The following is a 19,937-nucleotide window of genomic DNA, read 5'->3' on the forward strand; positions in this document are numbered from 1 at the left end:
TGAAACCGACGCAGGAGGTTCATGAATACCTTAATTTTAAAATAAATAAGCCATGAATAAAACGAAACCGTAGGTTCACGAATTCCTGTTTAAGGAAATAACCAGCCATGAGATAAACAAAAGAAACGACACTCCTTCGTTAGGTGCTCACAAAATAGAAGGAATTTTGTGACCGTCGCTATGGCCTAAATTATTTCCAAGGCTTCAATAATTCTTTACGGCCCAATCGCCTGCACTACAGAAGGAGATCGACCCCGAAATATACCATCTAAAGTTTCGGACAGTTCGTTGCAAATCAATGTTTCTATTTGGTTGGGAAGTTTATCTAAAATTTTTTCGGCCTATCCTTTCTTTTTCCAATTTCATAGCCTTGAGTTGCATTCGCAAGGTTGGTTCTAGACCTTACTTTCGTAAGTAGTGATCACAAAAATGATTAGGGGGGAATCCCCGATATTTTTAATACCGTGAAACCCACTGCCTCTCATACTGGTAATGTTCCCTCGTTCTACGTTGTATGTTTTTTCAGGGCTTTCCCAATTATCTTTTTCTAGGTATTGGCCTTTCCCGGAGATGATCACATACAGCTCTTGTTCTTTTCGGGAACCGTGGGTATGGAAACCTACGGAATCCTTGGAAGTAGGTAAGATCATATAGGCCCCGATCCGGTTATGGACCAGCTCTTCTTTTTCCTCGAACATTTGTAGGAGGTACACGGTGCCATCGCCCCCGTACATCTTGGGTCTTTTATCGTAGCGTATGACCCCTCTGGGCTTTTTGCCAAAGTGGATGGTGTTGAGGTGTATATGTTCTTCGATCAGGGTTTTGAGATATGCTTTTTCACTCTCGGATACGTCTTCTCTTTTTGATGGGGTCATAATTATAAATATGCTATGGGGTTTAAATAAAACATTTTTTTCCAACCTTGTTTGTCCGAATCCATTCTCCAGACATACGGAACCATGGTTACAATGGAATAGTGTAAATGTGGTGATTTTCCGGCAGCATTACCACTGGTTCCAACGGTTCCTAGGGTTGATTTTTTATTCACGAAAGTAAATGATGACGTTTTTAGGGCATTCAAATGGGCGTAATAATGGAGTCTCCATTTGGGTCCTAGGATCAAAACGATTTTCCCGCCCATGGGTATTTTCCCGGCATACAAAACCAGACCGATAGTTGAAGCATGGACGTTTGTTCCTGTTGCGGCAAAGATATCCACCCCTTTGTGGGTAACGGATTTCCCCCAAGGGTAAAACCAAAATGAGTTTGGGTTATAGTCCGATGTTGTTGCCCCTTGAACAGGCATTTTCAATTGCTGTGGAATCAAAAAACCGAGGGTCAGGAGGGTCAGTAGCGTGAGTAGAACCTTTTTTCTTTTTCTCAATGTGGTCTCGGTTTTTGATTGGTGCGAACCGTTTAAATAGATCGTGTATGGCATTGTGGAACATGCTGTGATTAAGCCGTTACATCGTAGTATAAAGGTACTCATTTTTGGTTGTAGGACCATACAACTGGTGAATGGGAATGGTGTGTTCGTACTAAATCGTAGTGGATGGAAAGGGAAGGATATGGAGTGTTTTTTTATTTCCTTAACCTAGAAATCTATTTTCATTATGAAATTTTAAAAATTCTATGTCAGGTAAAAATTTAGAGGGCAAAAAAATATCTCTATTATTATATTGGAAAAAGTATTTTTCGAGAGAATCGGTTTTTTTTTTGTTTCAATAAAGTATTTGACACTTTGATTTTGTAATTGGGTGTTATTGTAATTAAACCACGTTCAAATGCCTTATCATGTAGGGCATTGATGGCAATTCCGTTTCTAGGATTTAATCTATTTTTCTTATCGGTACTCCAAGGTTTTATATGGCCAGCGATTAATAGTTCACTTTGGTTTAAACCAGTAATACAGCAAGTGTTATTGTAGGATGCTAAAATGGAGCTACGAAAAAAAGCTTGATTTACTCTCACTTCAATTACTTGTTCTCTTGTTTTTCCTTTGGGAAGATTATCTAAATCAATATTGTTAAGTTCTTCAATTGTTTTATTTTCAAATTTTGATAAAAGTTTTTCACTCTCATAAGGCAATTCCTCCCAGTTATTGTAGAATTCATTCCAAATAACCTTATCCAATTTACTTGAATTGGAAGCGCCTTTAATTCCTCTTGCTTGTAAACTTGGGTCAAGGCTAGCAAAATTCACTAATTTATAAGCTATAGAGCTTGGTGTTCTGCCAATCAACCCTGCTAAATGAACAACTTGTGGATTTGACCTGTGTAATCTGCCAAATGGGAGTTTGCAATAAAGGTTTATTGCTAAAATCAATTCATTTCTTGTCCAAAGTTTTTGACCTTTTTTCATTCAATAGCTTTTGTAATTTCTATTGTTTGTCGTTTGCAGATTTTCTAAAGCTAGTTCATAACGGTTAATATAACAATCATAGCTCCGCAAGTGCGAGCGTCACGCTCGTACCTTTCCAGTTCTTATTATGGGTGCTACCTTCAAAATTACATTATGCCGAAACATTCAATCGTTAACTATTCTTAAAACTATATTTTCTTGTACTACTGTACCTTCAATCAATTGGCGCTGATACAAAACCTTTATTCTACCAAGTTATTGAAATTGTATTTTATGCTCATTTCTAATTTTTACTTTATAATTATTTAGGCCTTGTTAAAATCCTTCTTACGCTTACAGGCACAAGCGTGACGCTTGCGCCAGCGGGGGTCTTACCTTATAATTTGAAAAGGCATACAACTTATTCTGCAATTTTTACTGTTGATAAAAACTGGTCTAGGTCATCTTCGGTACTAAAATGAAAATCACTTTCAGTTTTATCCTGAAAAAAATGTAATAAATCCATTTTACATTTAAATACTCTAAACGAGTTTCCTTCATAATTATAAACAAAGAAGATTTTGTTCAAATCAACCTTTGATACAAGAACAGTTTCTATTGTTCTAGAGGCTCTTAAATATTTTAGGCTTATTGTTTGGAAATTATTCATTTGATGAAAATATTTTGATAATGATATTCCAAAAAATCTTGTGAGGGAACAAATCTTTCTGGTTTGATAATATTTTGATTGTCATATTTTATAAAAAAATCGTTTACGGATTTTTCTTTTGAATAATCATCAAAATAATCTGAAACTTTGATTTTGAAGTCTGGTGTAACTGTAATGAATCCTTTGTCAAACGCTTTGTCGTGAATTGAATTTAGACATAATCCGTTTTGGGGATTTGTTCTATTTGCTTTGTCTTTTGACCAAGGTTTTATATGACTAGCAACTAAAAAATCAGGAATGGATAATCCTGTAATACAGCACTTTGAATTATAAGTCGATAATATTGTACTTCTGAAAAAATTCTGATTTACTCTTGACTTTATTGTAGTTTCTTTGTCTTTTCCTTCAGGAAATGATTCAAAGCTTCCTGTTTCAATTTCGCTGTTTTGAAATTTAGCGATCAATAGTTCACTTTCGAAAGCTAATTCCTCCCAATTTCCATTAAAATCATTCCAAACTTCTTCTTCAAGTTTACTCCCATTAGACAAACCCTTAATTCCTTGTTTTTTTAACTCTGGGTCAAGTCTTCCAAAATTGCCAATCTTCATATTTAATGCAGAAGGTGATCTGCCAATTATATCGGCATATTTTATAACGGTTGGGTTTGTCTTACTACTACTTTTGAATGGTATTTTACAATACACATTAAAAGCAATGATGGTTTCTTCCCTTGTCCAATTGTTTTTTGTCATGCTCTTATGTCAAGATGCGGATTTAAAAGGAAATCTTTAAAGCCATAAACCGAATTAAAAGTAGAATCATAAATTTCCTACAATTAAATGAGGTAAACAAACCCAAATAGATAAACCCAAAAAATACCCGATAAAAGGTTAAGGTTATCTATATTCGATTCATCGTCAGGGTTTAATCGTTTTATTTTATCTTATAAATATCCAAACAATATTTTACACCACCTTACAGATATCCGTAATGGCAATACCTTTTTTTAGCAGTGGCCGGTGAATCACCTATGGGCTCAAGAAGTATCTAAAAAACAAAACCGCCCTAATAGGCGGTTGTCCTAGGTATGATCGTATCAAGTAAGGGCTAGGAAATATTGGGTGCCCTTTCTGTAAATAGATGATTTTAATGGGTCTCTGAACCCGTCTCTATATCGCGAACGCATCTGACATAATTGTACACATAGCGCACATCGCCCTGAGGTCCAAAAAATTCGGGATAGTCATTGCTATCCCCACTTTTGGGATCGCTTCTTTGGCAGCCTGCCCCGTGAACATCCATCAATGTTCCGTTCATCATCCCTTGTCCTTCACCAAAGGCAATATAAACGGCACTGGCATACGGGTTTGCCCCATCTAAATGTGTTGTGCCCGTCCAAAAGTATGGATATTGGCCTGGGTTACCTTCGGGGTCATTGATTTCCGTCGTGTCAAAAATAGGATCTATAGCTGGGGAATTCGTTGTTTGTGGTGATCGCGTATAATCGACGATACTCTGAAGTTCCTTGGCATTGGGCAAACGCCAATCGGAATGGGTACCCAATTCAAGATTTTCGGCATAGGCCAAAGCTTCCTCCCAATCCCGGGCTACACCATCATCGGCCTTTTGCCACATTAATCCGGTAGCTTTATCACTTACGGTACCATCACCATTATCCACAAAAGAATTATTGCCATAGTCGGTATTTCCCCTCACCATTCTAAAATACATGGTATTGGCACTTCCTGTAGCCTTCTTGTATTTCGGATAGCCCTTAATGCGCCCATCCACAAAATTGACACCGAAAATGGTTTCATCGGAATCCATGGTAAGGCCTACGTATTCGGTCGATGACCAAGTCTGTGCATCGATCTCACGTTCCCCGATACCAACATCGCCCAAGGGTTGATTGAAATAATCGGTATCGATGAACATTTCAACCGCTTGTTCCCCCATGACCTGACCGGTAAATTGGATCAGGGAATACAGTTCCTTGATCGTTGGTACGCGCCAATCGGTATATCCGCTCAAAGTGGATGCATCTGCCTTGGCCATAGCTTCCTCGAGGGTGAGTTTTTCCCCCATGTCCTGTTCCCAAAGTAATCCGGTAACGTTATCGGTAATGGTCCCATCCCCATTATCGGTGTATGATGGGGTGTTTCCGGTGTAATTGGCGTCTTGGCCATAAAAGGCATCGCCATCCGATAGGGCTGAGGTTATTGCCAGATCGGTGTAGAAGGTTTCCACGCCGGTATCGACGATCGCATAGGGATAACTTAAATTCGTTTCTTCTACTTCTTTTTCCTGTGAAAGGGCTTCGTTTTTATCACATGCCAATACGCTTAAAAATCCAGCAACAAACAATACTCTTTTTACCCTCATTTTTACAACTTGAAACGGATTAACTTCCTTACTCTACTCTGACACTTGTTTTTTCGAAAGGTTTAAAAGTTTTATCAAGTTTCGGTATTTATTTTGCATTTGAGGGCACTACTTGTGGAACGTATGGAATTGTATCTTCAAGGATATTTTTGTGCTGCCCTCTCTTACGCATCCCATTCAGGTTTGTAAGGGTCTATATTGAGCCCAACGTGGCTTAATGCCCAAAATGTTTGGTCGGCCTGATCCAGCCGGTATATAAACAGGGTATAGGTGTCGGTAGGGTTTCTCACGAACCATAAACCTAAACCAACCTTGTTCAGAGCGTAATTATAATCTTTAAGGACGAGGGTATAGCTTACGGTAACATTTTCCGGATAATCGGATACCTTGGGCAATTCTGCCTTGATGTCATTGAAAGCCAGTCTTTTTTGAATGTGTTGGTATAGCTCCTCTATGCCCGCTTTCCAATCCAAATTAAAAAAATGGAAGTACTCCGGTTTTACCTGTTGGTCCATGAGTTTGGTCAAATAATGGAAACCTTGGTCATTTGGTTTTATGTCTTTGGATTTTACTTCCTCTATATTGGAAAACAGTTCATCCAATCGCTCCTTAGGGCACCCATGTATGAGAAAATCGGAAAGTTTACCATAATCGTTTTTTAGGGTATCCAATTTTAATTTCGTTGTACGATGTGGCATGAATTTATCTTCTTTTTTGGCCAATTGGATTGCTTTTTGTGGCTGTACGTTCTCTTTCGGTAAACTCTTGCCGGAAGCGAACAACCCTTTCATCTTATAAAAAAAGAAAGCGACAAGGGCCAAAACGACCATACTGAATATAACAATGCTCATAGGGGATTATTTATGTGTTTTTGATTAAGAACCATCTAGATTAAAAATAGGTTCGTTGTGTGGTGTTCGCTTTAGAGGTGGGCATGGACAATGACAACAGGGCTTTCAAGAATCCCTGCTATTCGGGTCAGGAAATCCTCGGTGAATGTCGGGGGCCAATTATAAAAACTGATTCCGACATTGCTAAAGGCCCATCTAAATTGCGATTCGGAACTGAACCTATATGCTGAAATAGGGGCGATGTTGCCACAATTTTCACACTGGAATAGTCCGCTACCCCCTTTCGCCCACCGATCCATGGTTTCGGCCCAATTGGTACCGATTAGATTTTGTTGGCATTTTGGGCAAAGCACTTCGTCCAAACCATTGTTATACCCGTGAAATACCGTTCGCTCTGAAAAAATGTCGATATGGTTGTTATTTGTTCCTTCCACTTGGTTGAATTCATCCCCACAGCTTAGGATCTCCCTGTAATTAGGGCCAGGGGCAAATCGTTTAAATGGGGCGTTCGGATGGTTCTTCAGTTCGGTGCCGATCACTTTGTGGGTACTTAAATACCGGGATAGTTTTGAGGCAACTTCGGCCGGATCTTCATATTCCAGTACTTGGGGAACAAACGAAACGATGGATTCACTCATTGAATATTGATTACATATGACCACTAAATATAGCCACTATATTCGATGATAACCAAACTTTCGTCCATTACGCAGCATACATAGTGATCATAGCTGTTAAATCATATGCGGAAGTGTTCGGTATTTTAGTACTTGTCGAGTTTGGATTTTTAGGGGCGGAAATTGATAATGACTTGCAAATGGATCATTTGATTATTACTTTAAAGCATATCACCCAAAAACGTTTGGGAGTAATTGCTTGTTTTTCTCTATTTCCTCCTTTGTAAAATGGTTTCCGGTCGTATGCATACGCTTTAACCCTGTTAGGTTTTTTATGGATTCCGGTAGGTATTCCAAGGGATTGAAATCCAAGTCCAGTATTTTTAAATGGGTCAGATTCCCAATCGATTCCGGGAGGGTTAGGAGTCCGTTGGCCTTTAGACCAAGATACTCCAGTTGGGTCATGGCACCCAAATCCTCTGGGAGTTGGCCTAAATGATTTCCACCGATTTCCAGTACCCTTAATTTTGGCAGGGAAATAATGAATTCCGGGATGGTCGTTAAATTATTGTGATGTACCCTTAAATACTGCAGATTCACCAATTGTCCTATCTCTTTCGGAAGCTCGTTCAACCCTTGGTCCCTTAGCTGTAATCCCTTTACACTTTCAGGGTTTTTTAAGGCCTCCTCCAAGGAAAAGTAGACGGTTATGGTGCCAATTTCGGTGTCCCATTCATCATGGGTTTTCTTTTGGGAATGCACGGTATGGAAAAAAAGGAGTAGGCAAAATAAAATAGTTGGTTTCATGAAAATCGGGTTTAAAAGTAGGTCAACCTTGTTTAAAGTCAAAGCACGGTTATCCTACTTCTTTATTATGTTTTTCAATAATGGTTTGATCTATGGCTTTGGTTTTCTGGCTTTTATTTCCATGGGTAAAATGCAGTGGTAGACAAATTTATTTATAGGGGTATCAACGCCATATTTTTCCCCGAATTTTACGACCGTCCCGTTTTGGTACTCAATTTCGGAGGGTCGGCCTTGCCAAACATCACGGGTTAATGATGTCGTGGATTCATACGGGAAGGAATCTATGAAAGCCATTGTTTGGTCCACAATATCCGATTTCAGATGTACCCCGACTTTTTGGGATAACACATAGATCTCGGTCAGTAAATCGAACATCATTTGTCTTGTCTCTTTAAGTTCCATTATCTCGCCATGTGTTGTTTTTGTAATCGCTAACAGGCCACTGACACAAATTGCCAAGAATTTTCCCCAAAGATCGGATGTGATGTCATTTGATATTTCCGAACGTATACCCGCCTTGGTAAAAAGGGTTTTTAATTCTTGAGATCGTTTTGCGTCCGTTTCAATAAGCTCTCCAAATACGATAATTGGATCTACTCCGAAATGGTTGATGGTTCCGGGGGATTCTATTTTGGAGATTATTCGGCATAAACCACCAAGGATATGTTTTTCATCGATTGCTTCTTTTAATTCCTCAGAGGCCAAGATTCCATTTTGTAAGGGTAGAACCATACTGTCATCGTGGATTATACTTTTTAAATCCGTACTGATTTCCTTGATCTGCCATGCCTTAACACAAAGGATGATCAAATCGGATTTTCCGATTTTTGGAATACTATCGGTTGCGGTTAAATGATCGGTATGGAAATCCCCAAGAATACTTTTTACCTGTAATCCGTTTTTTTGTATTGCTTTTAGATGTTCCCCTCGTGCCAAAAAGGTGACATCGAACCCTGCTTGGGCCAATTTAGCACCAAAGTATCCACCTACACCGCCTGTTCCGATTATTGCAATTTTCATCTAGTTACTATTTTCGTGGTATTGAGCCCCTTTTTCGTATATAAAGCAAGGGGTATCATTGAAGCTGATATCATTCACATATTACCAATTGTAAATTTCTGATATTGTCCATAGGCAAGCAAGTTAGGGCTGATATATTTCCAGATTTAAAAGTCTTACAAATAAGAACCAAAGTACACTTTTGGTTATTTTCCATCATTACATATATGAAGTTATGGATTTCCGGTTATTTATTTTGTTGGTATCACGGGCTGAATGGTACCATCCTCATTGTAGAACAGTTTGTCAAAACATATAGATCGTCGAAAGGGGTGTGGGCTCCCTTCATGCCCCCAACCGAATTTTTCTTCCACCTCGGGGTGGTTGCGGTAATATAGATCCGAATTGTGGTAGAACATATACCATTGCCCTTTGTATTCCACGATCGAATGGTGGTTGGTGCCGCTGTTCATCTTAGGGAGTATCACACCTTTGTATTCAAAGGGTCCCAAGGGGTCATCACTCATGCAGTATTTTATTTCACCACTTGTCCCAACATAGGAAAGGTAGTATTTACCGTTGTACTTATGCATCCAAATAGCTTCAAAAAAGTCATCGGTTCCCTCGAGCAAATGCACTTCCCCGTCATAAGAGATCATATCCTCGTTGAGTTTTATCGCATTTACGACCAATTGACCCATGTAGAGATAGGCTTGCCCATCGGTATCGATAAAAACGGCGGGATCTATAAAATCGCGGTTACAGACCACCCCTTCCGAGTTGATGTGTATCAATGGGGCATTCAATGGGTCTTTAAACGGTCCGGTAGGGGAATTACCTACCGCGACCCCGATCTTACTTTGTTCCACAGGATAATAAAAATAATAGTTACCGTTTCTTTGGATCGCATCCGGCGCCCAGGCCATTTTTTCTCCCCAGCTGATATCCTCCAAGGAAAAAGCTACCCCATGGTCGGTCCAGTTTTGCATATCGGTGGTCGAAAACACATGCCAGTCCTTCATAAAAAACCAAGAGGCATCATCTTCATCATGTGAAGGGTACACGTATAAGGTATCGTTGAATACCCTCGCCGAAGGGTCGGCGGTATACATATGGGTAATAAAAGGGTTCTGGGCGATAGCGCTATGTATAACCATCAGGAAAAGAATAGTGGAAATGCCATATTTCATGGTGTCTTCGGTTTTTTTGGTGTACGAAAAAGTGTAAGGGTTGAACGCTTGGTCCTTACCGGTTTTCTACCTTAAATTTCTGACAATTAATCGGGTTGACCACATCGATAGGGATTAATTTTTAAAATAACCGATAAAGGGTAGGGGAAGGTTATTGCCCTTACCTTTCCAGTATGTACCGATTCCTTACTTTTGTAAACTGAAATACGTTTCCTTAATCCAACACAAGAATGACCGATAAACTTACGATAGCCTTGGGACAAATGGATGTGGTGCCCGGCCGACCCCGATTGAATGTAGATAAAATGCTAAGCATGATCCAAGAAGCAAAGGAGCGATCCGTTGATTTGATCTGCTTCCCCGAAATGTGTGTGGGCGGTTATCTATTGGGCGATAAATTTCTTGAAGATGCTTATTGCGAGGAGCTCATGAGCTATAATGAGGAACTTTTGGCGGCCAGTGAAAACATTGCCATTGCCTATGGAAATATTTACGTAAATGAGTCGAACGAAGGTTATCACCCCAATAAAGATGGGCGTAGTAGAAAATATAATGCCGTATATGTGATGCAAAATGGCAAATATACCGAGCGTGTTCAGGAAAACGGAATCTTGCCTGTAGGGGTACAACCCAAGACGTTGTTGCCCAATTATCGGTTTTTCGATGATGAGCGCTATTTTTTCTCCTTACTCGATGTCGCCATGGACTATGGAAAGGAACTCGGGGAGCTGTTATCCCCATTCTTGATTTCAGTAGGGGATAAAAAAGTACCTGTGGGAATGGAACTGTGCGAAGACCTTTGGTGCCATGACTATAGGGCCAAAGGGGAACCTATAAACATTACCAAAATACTCATTAAAGCCGGGGCCGAAGGCATCGTAAACCTATCGGCATCACCATGGACCTTTATGAAGAACAATGCGAGGGACAGGCGGGTGAAGTATTTAAAGGAACAATCAGGGGCTTTTGTAAAGTACTATTATGTAAACTGTGTCGGTGTACAGAACAACGGAAAGAACGTGATAACCTTTGATGGGGGATCTACGGTCTATAATGAAGAAGGGGATCCCTGTATCTTATCCAAAAAAGGTTGGGAAGAGGATTTAATGATCATTGATGAAAAGGCTTCGTTTTCCTCTAAAGAACGGCCAACGGGAAATACGATCAGGGAAAAATACCTTGCCATTTTCAACGGACTGAAAAATTCAAGGAATATGTTGGGCGATGACCCCCATTTTGTCATTGGCCTGAGTGGAGGTATCGACAGCTCTTTGGTCGCGACCCTCTTGGTTCTGGCCTTTGGGAAAGACAAGGTCGTTGGGGTGAACATGCCCTCCCAATACAATAGTGATAAGACCAAAGGGGCCGCAAAGGCCTTGGCGGAGAATTTGGGAATTGAATATCTGGTTCTTCCGATTGAGGACATGGTAAAGTCGAACACCCATATTTTACAGCTGGACGGGAAACCGTTGAGTGAATTCAATTTGGAGAACGTACAGGCGAAAATACGTGGGGCTTCCATACTTTCGAACCTGTCCGCCAAATACCGATACTTCTTTACCAACAATGGGAACAAAGTGGAAATTGCCCTAGGGTATGCCACCTTGTACGGCGATTGGGGAGGGGCGATTACCCCCATTGGTGATCTTACCAAAACCGAAGTGGCCGATATGTGCCATTATATCAATGATGCGGTCTTCGGAAAAGAGATTATCCCAGAACTATTATTGCCCGATGCTCTATGGCGATTCGGGGAAGAACAGATACAACCGACCGCCGAGTTGAAAAGCAACCAGGTAGATCCCATGAAATTCGGTTACCATTGTCGGTTGTTGGAAGAAGCGACCAACTTTCAGAAGAAAGGCATTGAGGATATCATGACCTGGTATGTTGAGGGCAACCTGCATGAAAAACTGGGAATAGGGATGGAAATGATGCTGCGATGGAATATTGATGACCCCAAAGAATTCTTAAGGGACTTGGAATGGTTTTACGATACCATACAACGTAACGTTTTCAAGAGGGTACAGAGTCCACCGATCATTCTCACGAGTAAATCCAGTTACGGTTATGACATCAGGGAATCGATCTTACCGGTATTGAAGACCAAAAGGTTCAAAGTATTGAAAGAAAAGATTCAGGCGATGGATACCTATATGGCCAAGTAGGGCGATGTTTGGTTTACATCAACCTATTTTGTAATGCATTACCTGTGTTTTAAGCGGTTATATGGGTTTTTAGTCCTTATTTCTTAGAAATATATCACAAATGTCACCGGTACTTTAACTCCAAAGGATAAATTATTCAAATTGTTGCGTTAATCTTTTGAATAGGAGCAATATCTATGTTACTTTTATAGTACTATTAAACACTATAGAGATGGCATTAACAAAACACACAAAAGGATCTTATACTGAAGTTACGTTCACAATTGCGGAGCATGAGGCCCCAAGTACGGCCCCGATTCTTCTTTTGGGGGATTTTAATGATTGGCAGACCAATGACAGTTCTTGTCAGATGGATAAAGATGGAGGCGCTTATGTAAAGCGTTTGAAACTAAAGAACGGTAAACGATATGAGTATCGTTATTTAAGTGAGGATAAAGGATGGTTCAACGACCATGCGGCCGATGCTTATGTGCCCTCGCCTTATGACGGAATAGATAACGGGGTGGTCGATTTGACCGCTGTGACCGAGAAAAAGAAGGTCGTAAAAAAAGCGGTAAAGAAACCCGTAAAGAAAACAGCCAAGAAACCGGTTAAGAAAACCGTGAAGAAGGCCAAAAAGGACGATCTGAAAAAAATTGAGGGGATAGGTCCGAAAATAGCCTCTATTTTAACCGATAAAGGCATTGGTACTTTTAAAAAATTGAGTGGGGCTTCGGTAAGCAAACTTGAAGGGATTTTAAAAGAAGCCGGACCTCGATATTCTATGCACAAACCAGGTTCATGGCCTAAACAGGCTAAATTGGCCGATCAAGGTAAATGGGACGAGTTGAAAAAATTACAGGATAAATTAGACGGAGGAAAATAATTTACTTCGTTGTTAACAAAAAAATAGCCCCAAGAATTTTCTTGGGGCTTTTTGTTTGATGTTTTGCAAATAACAACATGCATCGATTTATGAAGTGCTTCCTTTGATCGAACTATTGAAATATGCATTAACGCTAAAGGTCAAGTCTTTTAACTTGGCGGATAACACAGCAATAATTTGGAGGTTATGTCAGATTTTAAGGTAATGTTTTCTATCGCCGCGGAGATGAAGATTTCATCACCTTGCGCATAGGAATATTCTTTTCCGTTACAAAGTAGTGTGCCTTCCCCATGGTACACCACGATCACATAAAAGCTTCCGGTAGCCTTTACCGTATATTCCCCGTCTAGATCCAGTTCACTAAGACCAAAGCAATCGGTATGTGTTTTATTGAAAATGGTGTTGAAGGTAAACCCTTCCGAAGCTTCTACAAGTTCAGGTTTCACCTTCCATTTGTCCATAGCCTCTTCGAGCGTATAATCGTTATAGTGGAAACAATCGAGCATCGTTTTTTCGCCCACCCCCTGATGGATCAGTTCATCGGTTATTTGAAGTCCGGCCGGTGTGGTTTTTTCAACCCGCATGGTATAATCGGTAGGTTCCTGTACTTCCATTAAAAAGCAGCCACTACCTATAGCGTGGGGTACTCCGCCATAGATCATAAAGGCGTCGCCCGGTTTTACCTCTATTTTGTGAAGGCTGTTCAACATACCCTCTATATCTTGATCATAGAAATAGCCTTCCCACTGTTCCCGGGTAACCCCTTTCTTGAACCCCATGTAAATGACACTTTTTTCACCATCGATTTCGCGGGTGTTCAAAACATACCAGGATTCTGTTTTTCCGAAGGAGGAATTTAAAATTTCTTTCGCGTAGCGTTTATCGGGATGCACTTGAATGGTTAAGCGCTCTTGGGAATCGAGCATTTTTATCAATACCCCTGTCGTACCGAATTTTTCGGCCAATTTTTCACCTAAGTACAATTGCTTGTCCGAATCTATCAAATCTTTTAGAGGCAATAGTCCCGATGGGGTTTCAACTTTGGTAAGTCCTTCGTCCACAGGTCGATTCTTGCCCCTGGCGGTTACGGTGGACATGATCCATTCTTCGGGAAAACTATTATCTACTTCAGGAGAGTCTTTTTTCCAGCGATCGATCAAGGCACCGCCGGAATAGGTGCGCCAAACCCTATTGGTAACTTGTTTTAAAGGTATATGGGCGTATTGTTGTAAGTCTTTTTCCATTTTTTTAATTCATTAATTCTATTACTCCTTTAATTCCGGAGACCGATGTAAAAATCGCGAACAATAGGATAAGTGTCAATATAATATTGGAAACCTTACCCGCTTTATGTTCGCCCATAAGGTCTTTGCGATTTACCAGGTAAAATATACTTATCACGGTAAGGGGCAATATAATCGCATTCAACGCTTGGGAAATGATCATGACGAATACGGGTTGCGCATTGAATATGGGAACGACCAAGCCCAATAACGATATAAGAAAAACGATAAGCCTGTATTTTGGTAAACTCATATCGCGTTTGGTTTCATTATAGTCACAAATGAGCCAAGGTAGCATCAGGATATTGGGGAATTGTGAAGACACACCTGCAGAAACTATACCCACGGCGAAGATCGATGTGGCAAAACTGCCGGCCAAAGGTTGCAAAAGTTCGATCATTTGTGAAGCTTTGGAGAGTTGAATGCCCTCTACGTATAAAGTGCCTGCGGCGGCGGCCATAATGGATCCACTGATAATGAACATCAGGGTCACCGAAAAAATGGCATCGTTCCTTTGTTTTTTTATATCGGCCAATACCCAACCGGCTTCTTTTACCAAGGTCGTCCTAATGATGAAAAGACCTGAAAAAACCGTTGTGCCGATCAAGGAGGCAATAATCAAAAACGGACTCTTATCACCACTTATCGTGTCGGGTACTTTAGGAATAAGTCCCTTTAAGATTTCTATGGGTGGCGGCATCATGATAAAAAAATTGAGGATAAAGCTGGCGGACATAATGGCCACAATCACAGCTAAGGCCCTTTCGAAAAATTCGGTTTTACCGTTCCAGAAGATATAATAGACCAGCGTTATAAAGAAAAGGGCGAAGTAGAGCGGTGATATGCCCCCATCCACAATGGTTTTTGACCATTCGTAGCAGATGTCGGCAACAATGCCCATAACCCCCATGACACTACCGCATACCCCAACGGTCAAGGCAATGATAAAGAAAATACCGACGGCAGGATGAATGTGTTTTTTAAAGGCCTGTAGGGCTGTCTCACCGGTTACCAAAGTATATCGGCCGTAAAGGTTGATCATGAAATAAGTGGTAAGACAAGAAGCAAGGATCGTCCAAAGCAAAGACATGCCATAGTCGGCCCCGGCCTTTGCCATCGAGGTAACGCTACCTGTACCAATATTTAATCCGAGTAAGAAAATACCGGGTAAAAAAAGTGCGACGTAGGCGGAGAGTTTAGATCGCCAAGTTTGTTTTTCAGATTGCATTTAGGATTTTTTTATCAAAAAAAATTAAGCATGTGGGTCGGTTTGTCGTGTTACTTACATTATGCCTGTGAATTGTTTAAGCAAACAAGGTATGAAGATAGTCAACTATGCTGAATTAGGGTAATAAGACCATGTTTTAGTAAACGGTTTTTTGTTACGAAAATAACGATTGGGAACCCTGTTATTTAATAAGGACCTGTTTTATGCAGCCTCACTTATTCAGGAAGCGTGGGCATCTTGAAGATAACTGAAAAACCTCTTGTATGTTTTAGGGGTACAAACTTGGTGAATAGATTGTATATCACTTGTTCGTTCTTCGGGGGTTTGGTAAGGTTCAAAGAATTCTACCTGGGGTAAATCTTTCGTAGATAAAACCTTTCTATTTGTCGGGGAAAGACTCTAATTCGTTGATTGTGTTCTTGTTCTTAAGCTTCGGAAGATTACTTTGCGTAAAAATTTTAAAAACATTCAAATGAAATCGAAATATATTTTAATGGTCATGGCATGTGTATTTTTCGTAGTTGCGTGTAATGGCAAAAAATCACAAAAACGGCAGAATGATCAAGAACCACCTTCCGCTGATGAAATTATAAAACATATGGATGAAAATGGGGATGGAGTTCTTTCAAAAGATGAAGTACAAGGTCCTTTGAAGGAAATGTTCGCGGAAATAGATAGTAATAAAGACGGTTCCCTTTCATTGGAGGAGATTGAAAAAGCGCCAAAACCAGAAGGAGGAAGGCCACAACGATAAAGGGAATTTTTTTAAAATCCTAACGGGGCCATGCGTACAGTTCCCTCCAAGTACGGCGTTGCCCTGAAGGGATTGTAAATATCAAAGAGGAAAGTGTTGAGGAGGGTTTAATATTTGGAGACAAATATGATGTAAGGAATTTTCAAAGCAGAATGAAGTGAGGAATGGTTTAAATGATACTTATGTTCGTTAGAAGCAGTAAAATATTACGATTGCTTGTTGTAGGACTATGGCTATTGGTTCCGATAACGGTATTGGGCTACTCCCATCCAGAATCTAGTACTTCACTGTTTCAGGGAGAAAACGGTCAATGGATTCTCGAGATTCGGGCTGCACGTTCTGCTTTTGATGAGGTGGTGCAGGAAGAATATACGGTTGAAGGCTATTGCCCTCCCGAAGCATTTGAAGAATTGATTACCTCCTTGCTTTCTAATCATCTATCGCTTTATTTTAATGGTAGGAGCGTTACGCTAAACAACCCTATGGTCACTTTGGGAAACGAAGTCACCGTGAATTATAAAATAGATGACCCCGGCCAATTAGAAACCGTGGATATCGAAAATACGTTTTTCCGACATATATACAATAGCAGAAGTGCTATGGTCGTATTGAGAAACGGGATGGAAAGAAATCTACTTATATTAGATAGGAACAACGATTATATTGCCCACTTAACAATGGAAAATGACGGATTTGCGGTGGATGACGAACCCTATGGTATAGTGGGCAATTTTCAAAATATACTTTTTATAGTCGCTTTTGTGGTAACCTTAATGGCATTCGGATTGGTGGTGGGGTTAAAGCCTTTGCGTATAGCGAATGTCAGTTGATAAGAACCTAAATCCCTTACAACCGGAATACCGAAAAATTTAATCAATAAAGGGAAGTTTATTTTATGCATTCCTTTACTAGGGTACTTCCAATTTTGATATTATGATTGGCGAAAAAGGATGGAATATGTGTAGAGTAGACCCTTCAATTAAAACTGGTCCTAAATTTCATCGGTGATAGCTTTACTTTCTTTTTGAATAACTTACTAAATGATTGGGGATGCCCAAAACCCAACCCGTAGGCTATTTCACTTACCGTTAGTTCGGTGGTGGATAGTTTCTCTTTCGCTAAGGCAATCAATTTTTCGTGAATGTGCTGTTGTGCGCTTAGGCCAGTGAGCGATTTAAGTAAATTACTTAAATAGGAAGGTGATAGGTTCAATTGATCGGCAATGAATTTGACCGATGGTAGCCCATTCTCAACCAAGTTTTCTTCCTTAAAATATGTACTCAATACTTTTTCGACCTGGATCAGTATATTATGGTTGCTTTTCTTGCGTGTGATGAATTGACGTTGGTAGTAGCGGTTCGCATATTGCAATAGTAGTTCAATCTGCGCAATGATGATGTGTTGGCTAAACTGATCCATATTGCCCTCTATTTCTTTTTTGATATTTAGAATGATACCTTCAATAAGGGTTTCTTCCTTTTTGGACATAAAGAGCGCCTCATTAATGTCGTAGTCGAAAAAATCATATTCCTTAATGGAGTTTGCCAAGGTGGTATTCCAAAAAAAATCGGGATGAATCAATAAAAGCCAACCAGAGGGTTTTAGGTTTTTCTTATTATTAGGTTCAATACTTAAACGCTGCCCTGGTGAGATAAAGGATAGGATTCCTTCGTTAAAATCATATTCTTGTTGTCCATAGCGAAGTGTGCCTACATTTCTTTTTATTCCGATTGAATAAAAATCGAAGGTCCAATGTTCCCCGATATATTCGGGAAGAATTTTCGTTTTCCCATAATCGATAAGACTCAACAAAGGGTGTATCGGACTAGATAGTCCCCTAATTTTATGAAATTCGCTTATTGATTTTATTCTCCTGATTTTCATGGTTTAAAGGTACTGATTATAAGAATATGCCACCTGAAACCTCAATGCGTTGGCCATTGATCCACCCGGCCTCCGGGGCGCAAAGGAAAGCGACCACCCCACCGATATCCGAAGCTTCCCCAATTCGGCCCAAAGCCGTAAGGTTTGCGATCGCATGTCTCTTTTGTTCGTTCTTCTTGTTCTCACCACCTCCAAAGTCGGTGCCAATGGCGCCCGGAGCAACAGTGTTCGCGGTGATTTTTCGGGATCCCAGTTCTTTCGCCAGATATCTGGTAAAAACCTCGACGGCCCCTTTAGCAGCCCCATAGGCCGATGACCCGGGAAAAGAAAACCGTGTTAGTCCAGATGAGATATTAATGATCCTTCCGCCATTGTTCATCAGCTTTAGGGCTTTTTGGGTCAAGAAAAACACCCCTTTTAAATGAATGTCGATCATTTCATCAAAATCATCTTCTGTTGTTTCCATAAAGGGCTTATAGATGCCTGTCCCGGCATTGTTCACCAAAAAATCAAAATGTGGCGTTCCGTATTCCTTGTTCAGGTAATCCGAAACGTTGCTAAAGAACGCATCGAATCCATCGCTGTTTGCGGTGTTCAATGGAAAGGCCTTTACTTTTCGGTCGAGTGCCCCGATTTCGGCAACAACATCGTTTGCAGCGGAAAGGTTGCTGTTATAGGTGAAAATAATGTCTGTTCCTTTTTTTGCCAGCGTAATGGCCATATCCCTGCCTAGGCCTCGACTGCCGCCTGTTATCAATGCGATTTTATTGGTTGTCATAGGTCTTGAATTTTGTTTCAGCTAAAGTCAATAAAAATTACAGTCCATAAGTAGCCAAATCATAGGTTGTTGTAGGCAGAACCATGATTGATTAATTTTTGGGCCACAGGAGGTAGATAAAAAAAAGGGTCAACCAAATTATTGGTTGACCCTTTTTTATTTATTAAACCGGATTTTAGACCGATGCCATGTCCAAGGCTATTTTAACGGATTCAGCGATTGGCGTAGTAGGTCTACCCAAAATCTTTGATAATTGATAGGAATCATCAAATAGATCGTCTTTTGAGGCGCTAACGTCCCAACTTGCCAAACCTAAAGCCAAACCATCGGGTAGACCAATGTTTTTAAGGATATTGGCATATTCCTCTTCAGGGATGTTATTGTAGGGAATGGTTTTTCCACATTGTTCGGAGATTATCCCCGCCAAATCCTGTAAGGTATAATAAGAATCCCCAGCCAGCTCATAGGTTTTTCCTTTATGGCCTTCATCGGCAATTACGATGGCAGCTGCTTCTGCATAGTCCGCACGTGGGGCAGATGCTATTTTTCCCTTCCCTGCACTTCCTAGAAAAGCACCTCCTCCTATTGCTCCGGGAATTGATGCGGTGTAGTTCTCTGAATACCATCCGTTACGAAGAAGGGTATAGTCAATACCCGATTCCTTCAATGCTTTTTCCGTGGCCAAATGTTCTCCAGCCAAGTTAAGACTTGAGGTTTCCAAATGTAAAAGACTTGTATAAACGATCCAATTGACCCCTGCCTCTTTTGCTGCATTTATGATATTGATATGCTGCTCTTTACGTTTGCCCAATTCACTTCCCGAAATGAGTAGTAAGCGGTCGATTCCTTGAAGGGCATTGGTCAGGATTTCAGGTTTACTGTAGTCAAACTTACGGACTTCAACCCCTAAGGCCGATGCTTTTTCAGTATTTCTGGCCAATGCGACGATACTATCGGATGAAACCCTATTTTTCAATTGTTCTACAACAAAGTTCCCTAATTGGCCCGTGGCCCCTGTTATTGCAATTTTCATAACTGTGCTTTTTAATGTTTAAATTTTACAGTTCAAAAGTACAGTAGGAGGTAAGGGTTGAAAAGGTAAAAAACTGCCGTCGTATGGT

Annotated in this window: 19 protein-coding genes; 4 read left to right on the plus strand and 15 right to left on the minus strand. The window is 40.4% G+C overall.

Annotated elements, in window-relative coordinates; translation table 11 throughout:
• Nucleotides 1-395 precede the first annotated feature (395 nt).
• From GJ691_RS12920 to GJ691_RS12965, 10 genes are all read right to left on the minus strand, one after another.
• Nucleotides 396-875 (minus strand): cupin domain-containing protein, encoded by a 480-nt coding sequence (locus tag GJ691_RS12920; RefSeq protein WP_154367531.1) that lies wholly within the window; start codon nucleotides 873-875, stop codon nucleotides 396-398.
• A gap of 2 nt (nucleotides 876-877) precedes the next feature.
• The gene (locus GJ691_RS12925; RefSeq protein WP_246200178.1) at nucleotides 878-1,489 is read right to left on the minus strand and encodes a M23 family metallopeptidase; all 612 of its coding nucleotides are present in this window, start codon (nucleotides 1,487-1,489) and stop codon (nucleotides 878-880) included.
• Nucleotides 1,490-1,674: 185 nt separating this feature from the next.
• Nucleotides 1,675-2,361, minus strand: coding sequence for an HNH endonuclease (locus tag GJ691_RS12930; RefSeq protein WP_246200179.1), 687 nt, complete (start codon nucleotides 2,359-2,361; stop codon nucleotides 1,675-1,677).
• A 645-nt stretch (nucleotides 2,362-3,006) separates the two neighbouring features.
• A complete protein-coding gene (locus GJ691_RS12935; protein ID WP_154367533.1) occupies nucleotides 3,007-3,762 on the minus strand; it encodes an HNH endonuclease in 756 nt (251 codons plus the stop codon).
• Nucleotides 3,763-4,156: 394 nt separating this feature from the next.
• Nucleotides 4,157-5,392, minus strand: a complete 1,236-nt coding sequence (locus tag GJ691_RS12940) for an Lcl C-terminal domain-containing protein (protein ID WP_154367535.1) — start codon at nucleotides 5,390-5,392, stop codon at nucleotides 4,157-4,159.
• Between the two features lie 164 nt (nucleotides 5,393-5,556).
• Nucleotides 5,557-6,243 carry a DUF6630 family protein gene (locus GJ691_RS12945; RefSeq protein WP_154367537.1) on the minus strand — a complete coding sequence of 229 codons (687 nt, stop codon included), beginning with the start codon at nucleotides 6,241-6,243 and terminating at the stop codon, nucleotides 5,557-5,559.
• 71 nt (nucleotides 6,244-6,314) lie between these two features.
• Nucleotides 6,315-6,881, minus strand: coding sequence for a hypothetical protein (locus GJ691_RS12950; protein WP_154367539.1), 567 nt, complete (start codon nucleotides 6,879-6,881; stop codon nucleotides 6,315-6,317).
• A 210-nt stretch (nucleotides 6,882-7,091) separates the two neighbouring features.
• A complete protein-coding gene (locus GJ691_RS12955) occupies nucleotides 7,092-7,667 on the minus strand; it encodes a leucine-rich repeat domain-containing protein (protein WP_154367541.1) in 576 nt (191 codons plus the stop codon).
• Between the two features lie 90 nt (nucleotides 7,668-7,757).
• On the minus strand, nucleotides 7,758-8,687 hold the full coding sequence (locus tag GJ691_RS12960; protein WP_154367543.1) for a ketopantoate reductase family protein: 930 nt from the start codon (nucleotides 8,685-8,687) through the stop codon (nucleotides 7,758-7,760).
• Nucleotides 8,688-8,917: 230 nt separating this feature from the next.
• Nucleotides 8,918-9,856: a family 43 glycosylhydrolase gene (locus tag GJ691_RS12965; protein ID WP_246200180.1), complete on the minus strand. Its 939-nt coding sequence runs from the start codon at nucleotides 9,854-9,856 to the stop codon at nucleotides 8,918-8,920.
• Nucleotides 9,857-10,086: 230 nt separating this feature from the next.
• Here GJ691_RS12965 and nadE point away from each other — a divergent pair, with 230 nt between their 5' ends.
• Together nadE and GJ691_RS12975 are read left to right on the plus strand one after the other, a co-directional pair.
• Nucleotides 10,087-12,024, plus strand: coding sequence for an NAD(+) synthase (nadE, locus tag GJ691_RS12970; protein ID WP_154367545.1), 1,938 nt, complete (start codon nucleotides 10,087-10,089; stop codon nucleotides 12,022-12,024).
• Nucleotides 12,025-12,235: 211 nt separating this feature from the next.
• A complete protein-coding gene (locus GJ691_RS12975; RefSeq protein ID WP_154367547.1) occupies nucleotides 12,236-12,889 on the plus strand; it encodes a helix-hairpin-helix domain-containing protein in 654 nt (217 codons plus the stop codon).
• A gap of 149 nt (nucleotides 12,890-13,038) precedes the next feature.
• On the opposite strand, the gene GJ691_RS12980 is transcribed toward GJ691_RS12975, so the two are convergent.
• Both GJ691_RS12980 and GJ691_RS12985 read right to left on the minus strand, forming a co-directional pair.
• Nucleotides 13,039-14,133: a type I phosphomannose isomerase catalytic subunit gene (locus tag GJ691_RS12980; protein WP_154367549.1), complete on the minus strand. Its 1,095-nt coding sequence runs from the start codon at nucleotides 14,131-14,133 to the stop codon at nucleotides 13,039-13,041.
• A gap of 4 nt (nucleotides 14,134-14,137) precedes the next feature.
• Nucleotides 14,138-15,400, minus strand: coding sequence for an Nramp family divalent metal transporter (locus GJ691_RS12985; protein ID WP_154367551.1), 1,263 nt, complete (start codon nucleotides 15,398-15,400; stop codon nucleotides 14,138-14,140).
• Between the two features lie 472 nt (nucleotides 15,401-15,872).
• On the opposite strand from GJ691_RS12985, the gene GJ691_RS12990 reads away from it, so the two are divergent.
• Nucleotides 15,873-16,154 (plus strand): EF-hand domain-containing protein, encoded by a 282-nt coding sequence (locus tag GJ691_RS12990; protein WP_154367553.1) that lies wholly within the window; start codon nucleotides 15,873-15,875, stop codon nucleotides 16,152-16,154.
• A gap of 182 nt (nucleotides 16,155-16,336) precedes the next feature.
• Nucleotides 16,337-16,984, plus strand: a complete 648-nt coding sequence (locus GJ691_RS12995; RefSeq protein WP_154367555.1) for a hypothetical protein — start codon at nucleotides 16,337-16,339, stop codon at nucleotides 16,982-16,984.
• Nucleotides 16,985-17,129: 145 nt separating this feature from the next.
• Here the strand turns inward: GJ691_RS12995 and GJ691_RS13000 are convergent, their stop codons facing one another.
• The 3 genes from GJ691_RS13000 to GJ691_RS13010 all read right to left on the minus strand — a co-directional run bounded on the left by GJ691_RS13000 (nucleotide 17,130) and on the right by GJ691_RS13010 (nucleotide 19,849).
• Nucleotides 17,130-18,038 carry a helix-turn-helix domain-containing protein gene (locus GJ691_RS13000; RefSeq protein ID WP_154367558.1) on the minus strand — a complete coding sequence of 303 codons (909 nt, stop codon included), beginning with the start codon at nucleotides 18,036-18,038 and terminating at the stop codon, nucleotides 17,130-17,132.
• Between the two features lie 16 nt (nucleotides 18,039-18,054).
• A complete protein-coding gene (locus GJ691_RS13005; RefSeq protein WP_154367560.1) occupies nucleotides 18,055-18,816 on the minus strand; it encodes an SDR family NAD(P)-dependent oxidoreductase in 762 nt (253 codons plus the stop codon).
• Nucleotides 18,817-18,991: 175 nt separating this feature from the next.
• Entirely contained in the window at nucleotides 18,992-19,849 is an 858-nt protein-coding gene (locus tag GJ691_RS13010; protein ID WP_154367562.1) for an SDR family oxidoreductase, read from the minus strand.
• Nucleotides 19,850-19,937 lie beyond the last annotated feature (88 nt).

Origin of the sequence: Maribacter luteus (assembly GCF_009674825.1) — a bacterium.
In the GTDB taxonomy this organism is placed as follows: domain Bacteria; phylum Bacteroidota; class Bacteroidia; order Flavobacteriales; family Flavobacteriaceae; genus Maribacter_A; species Maribacter_A luteus.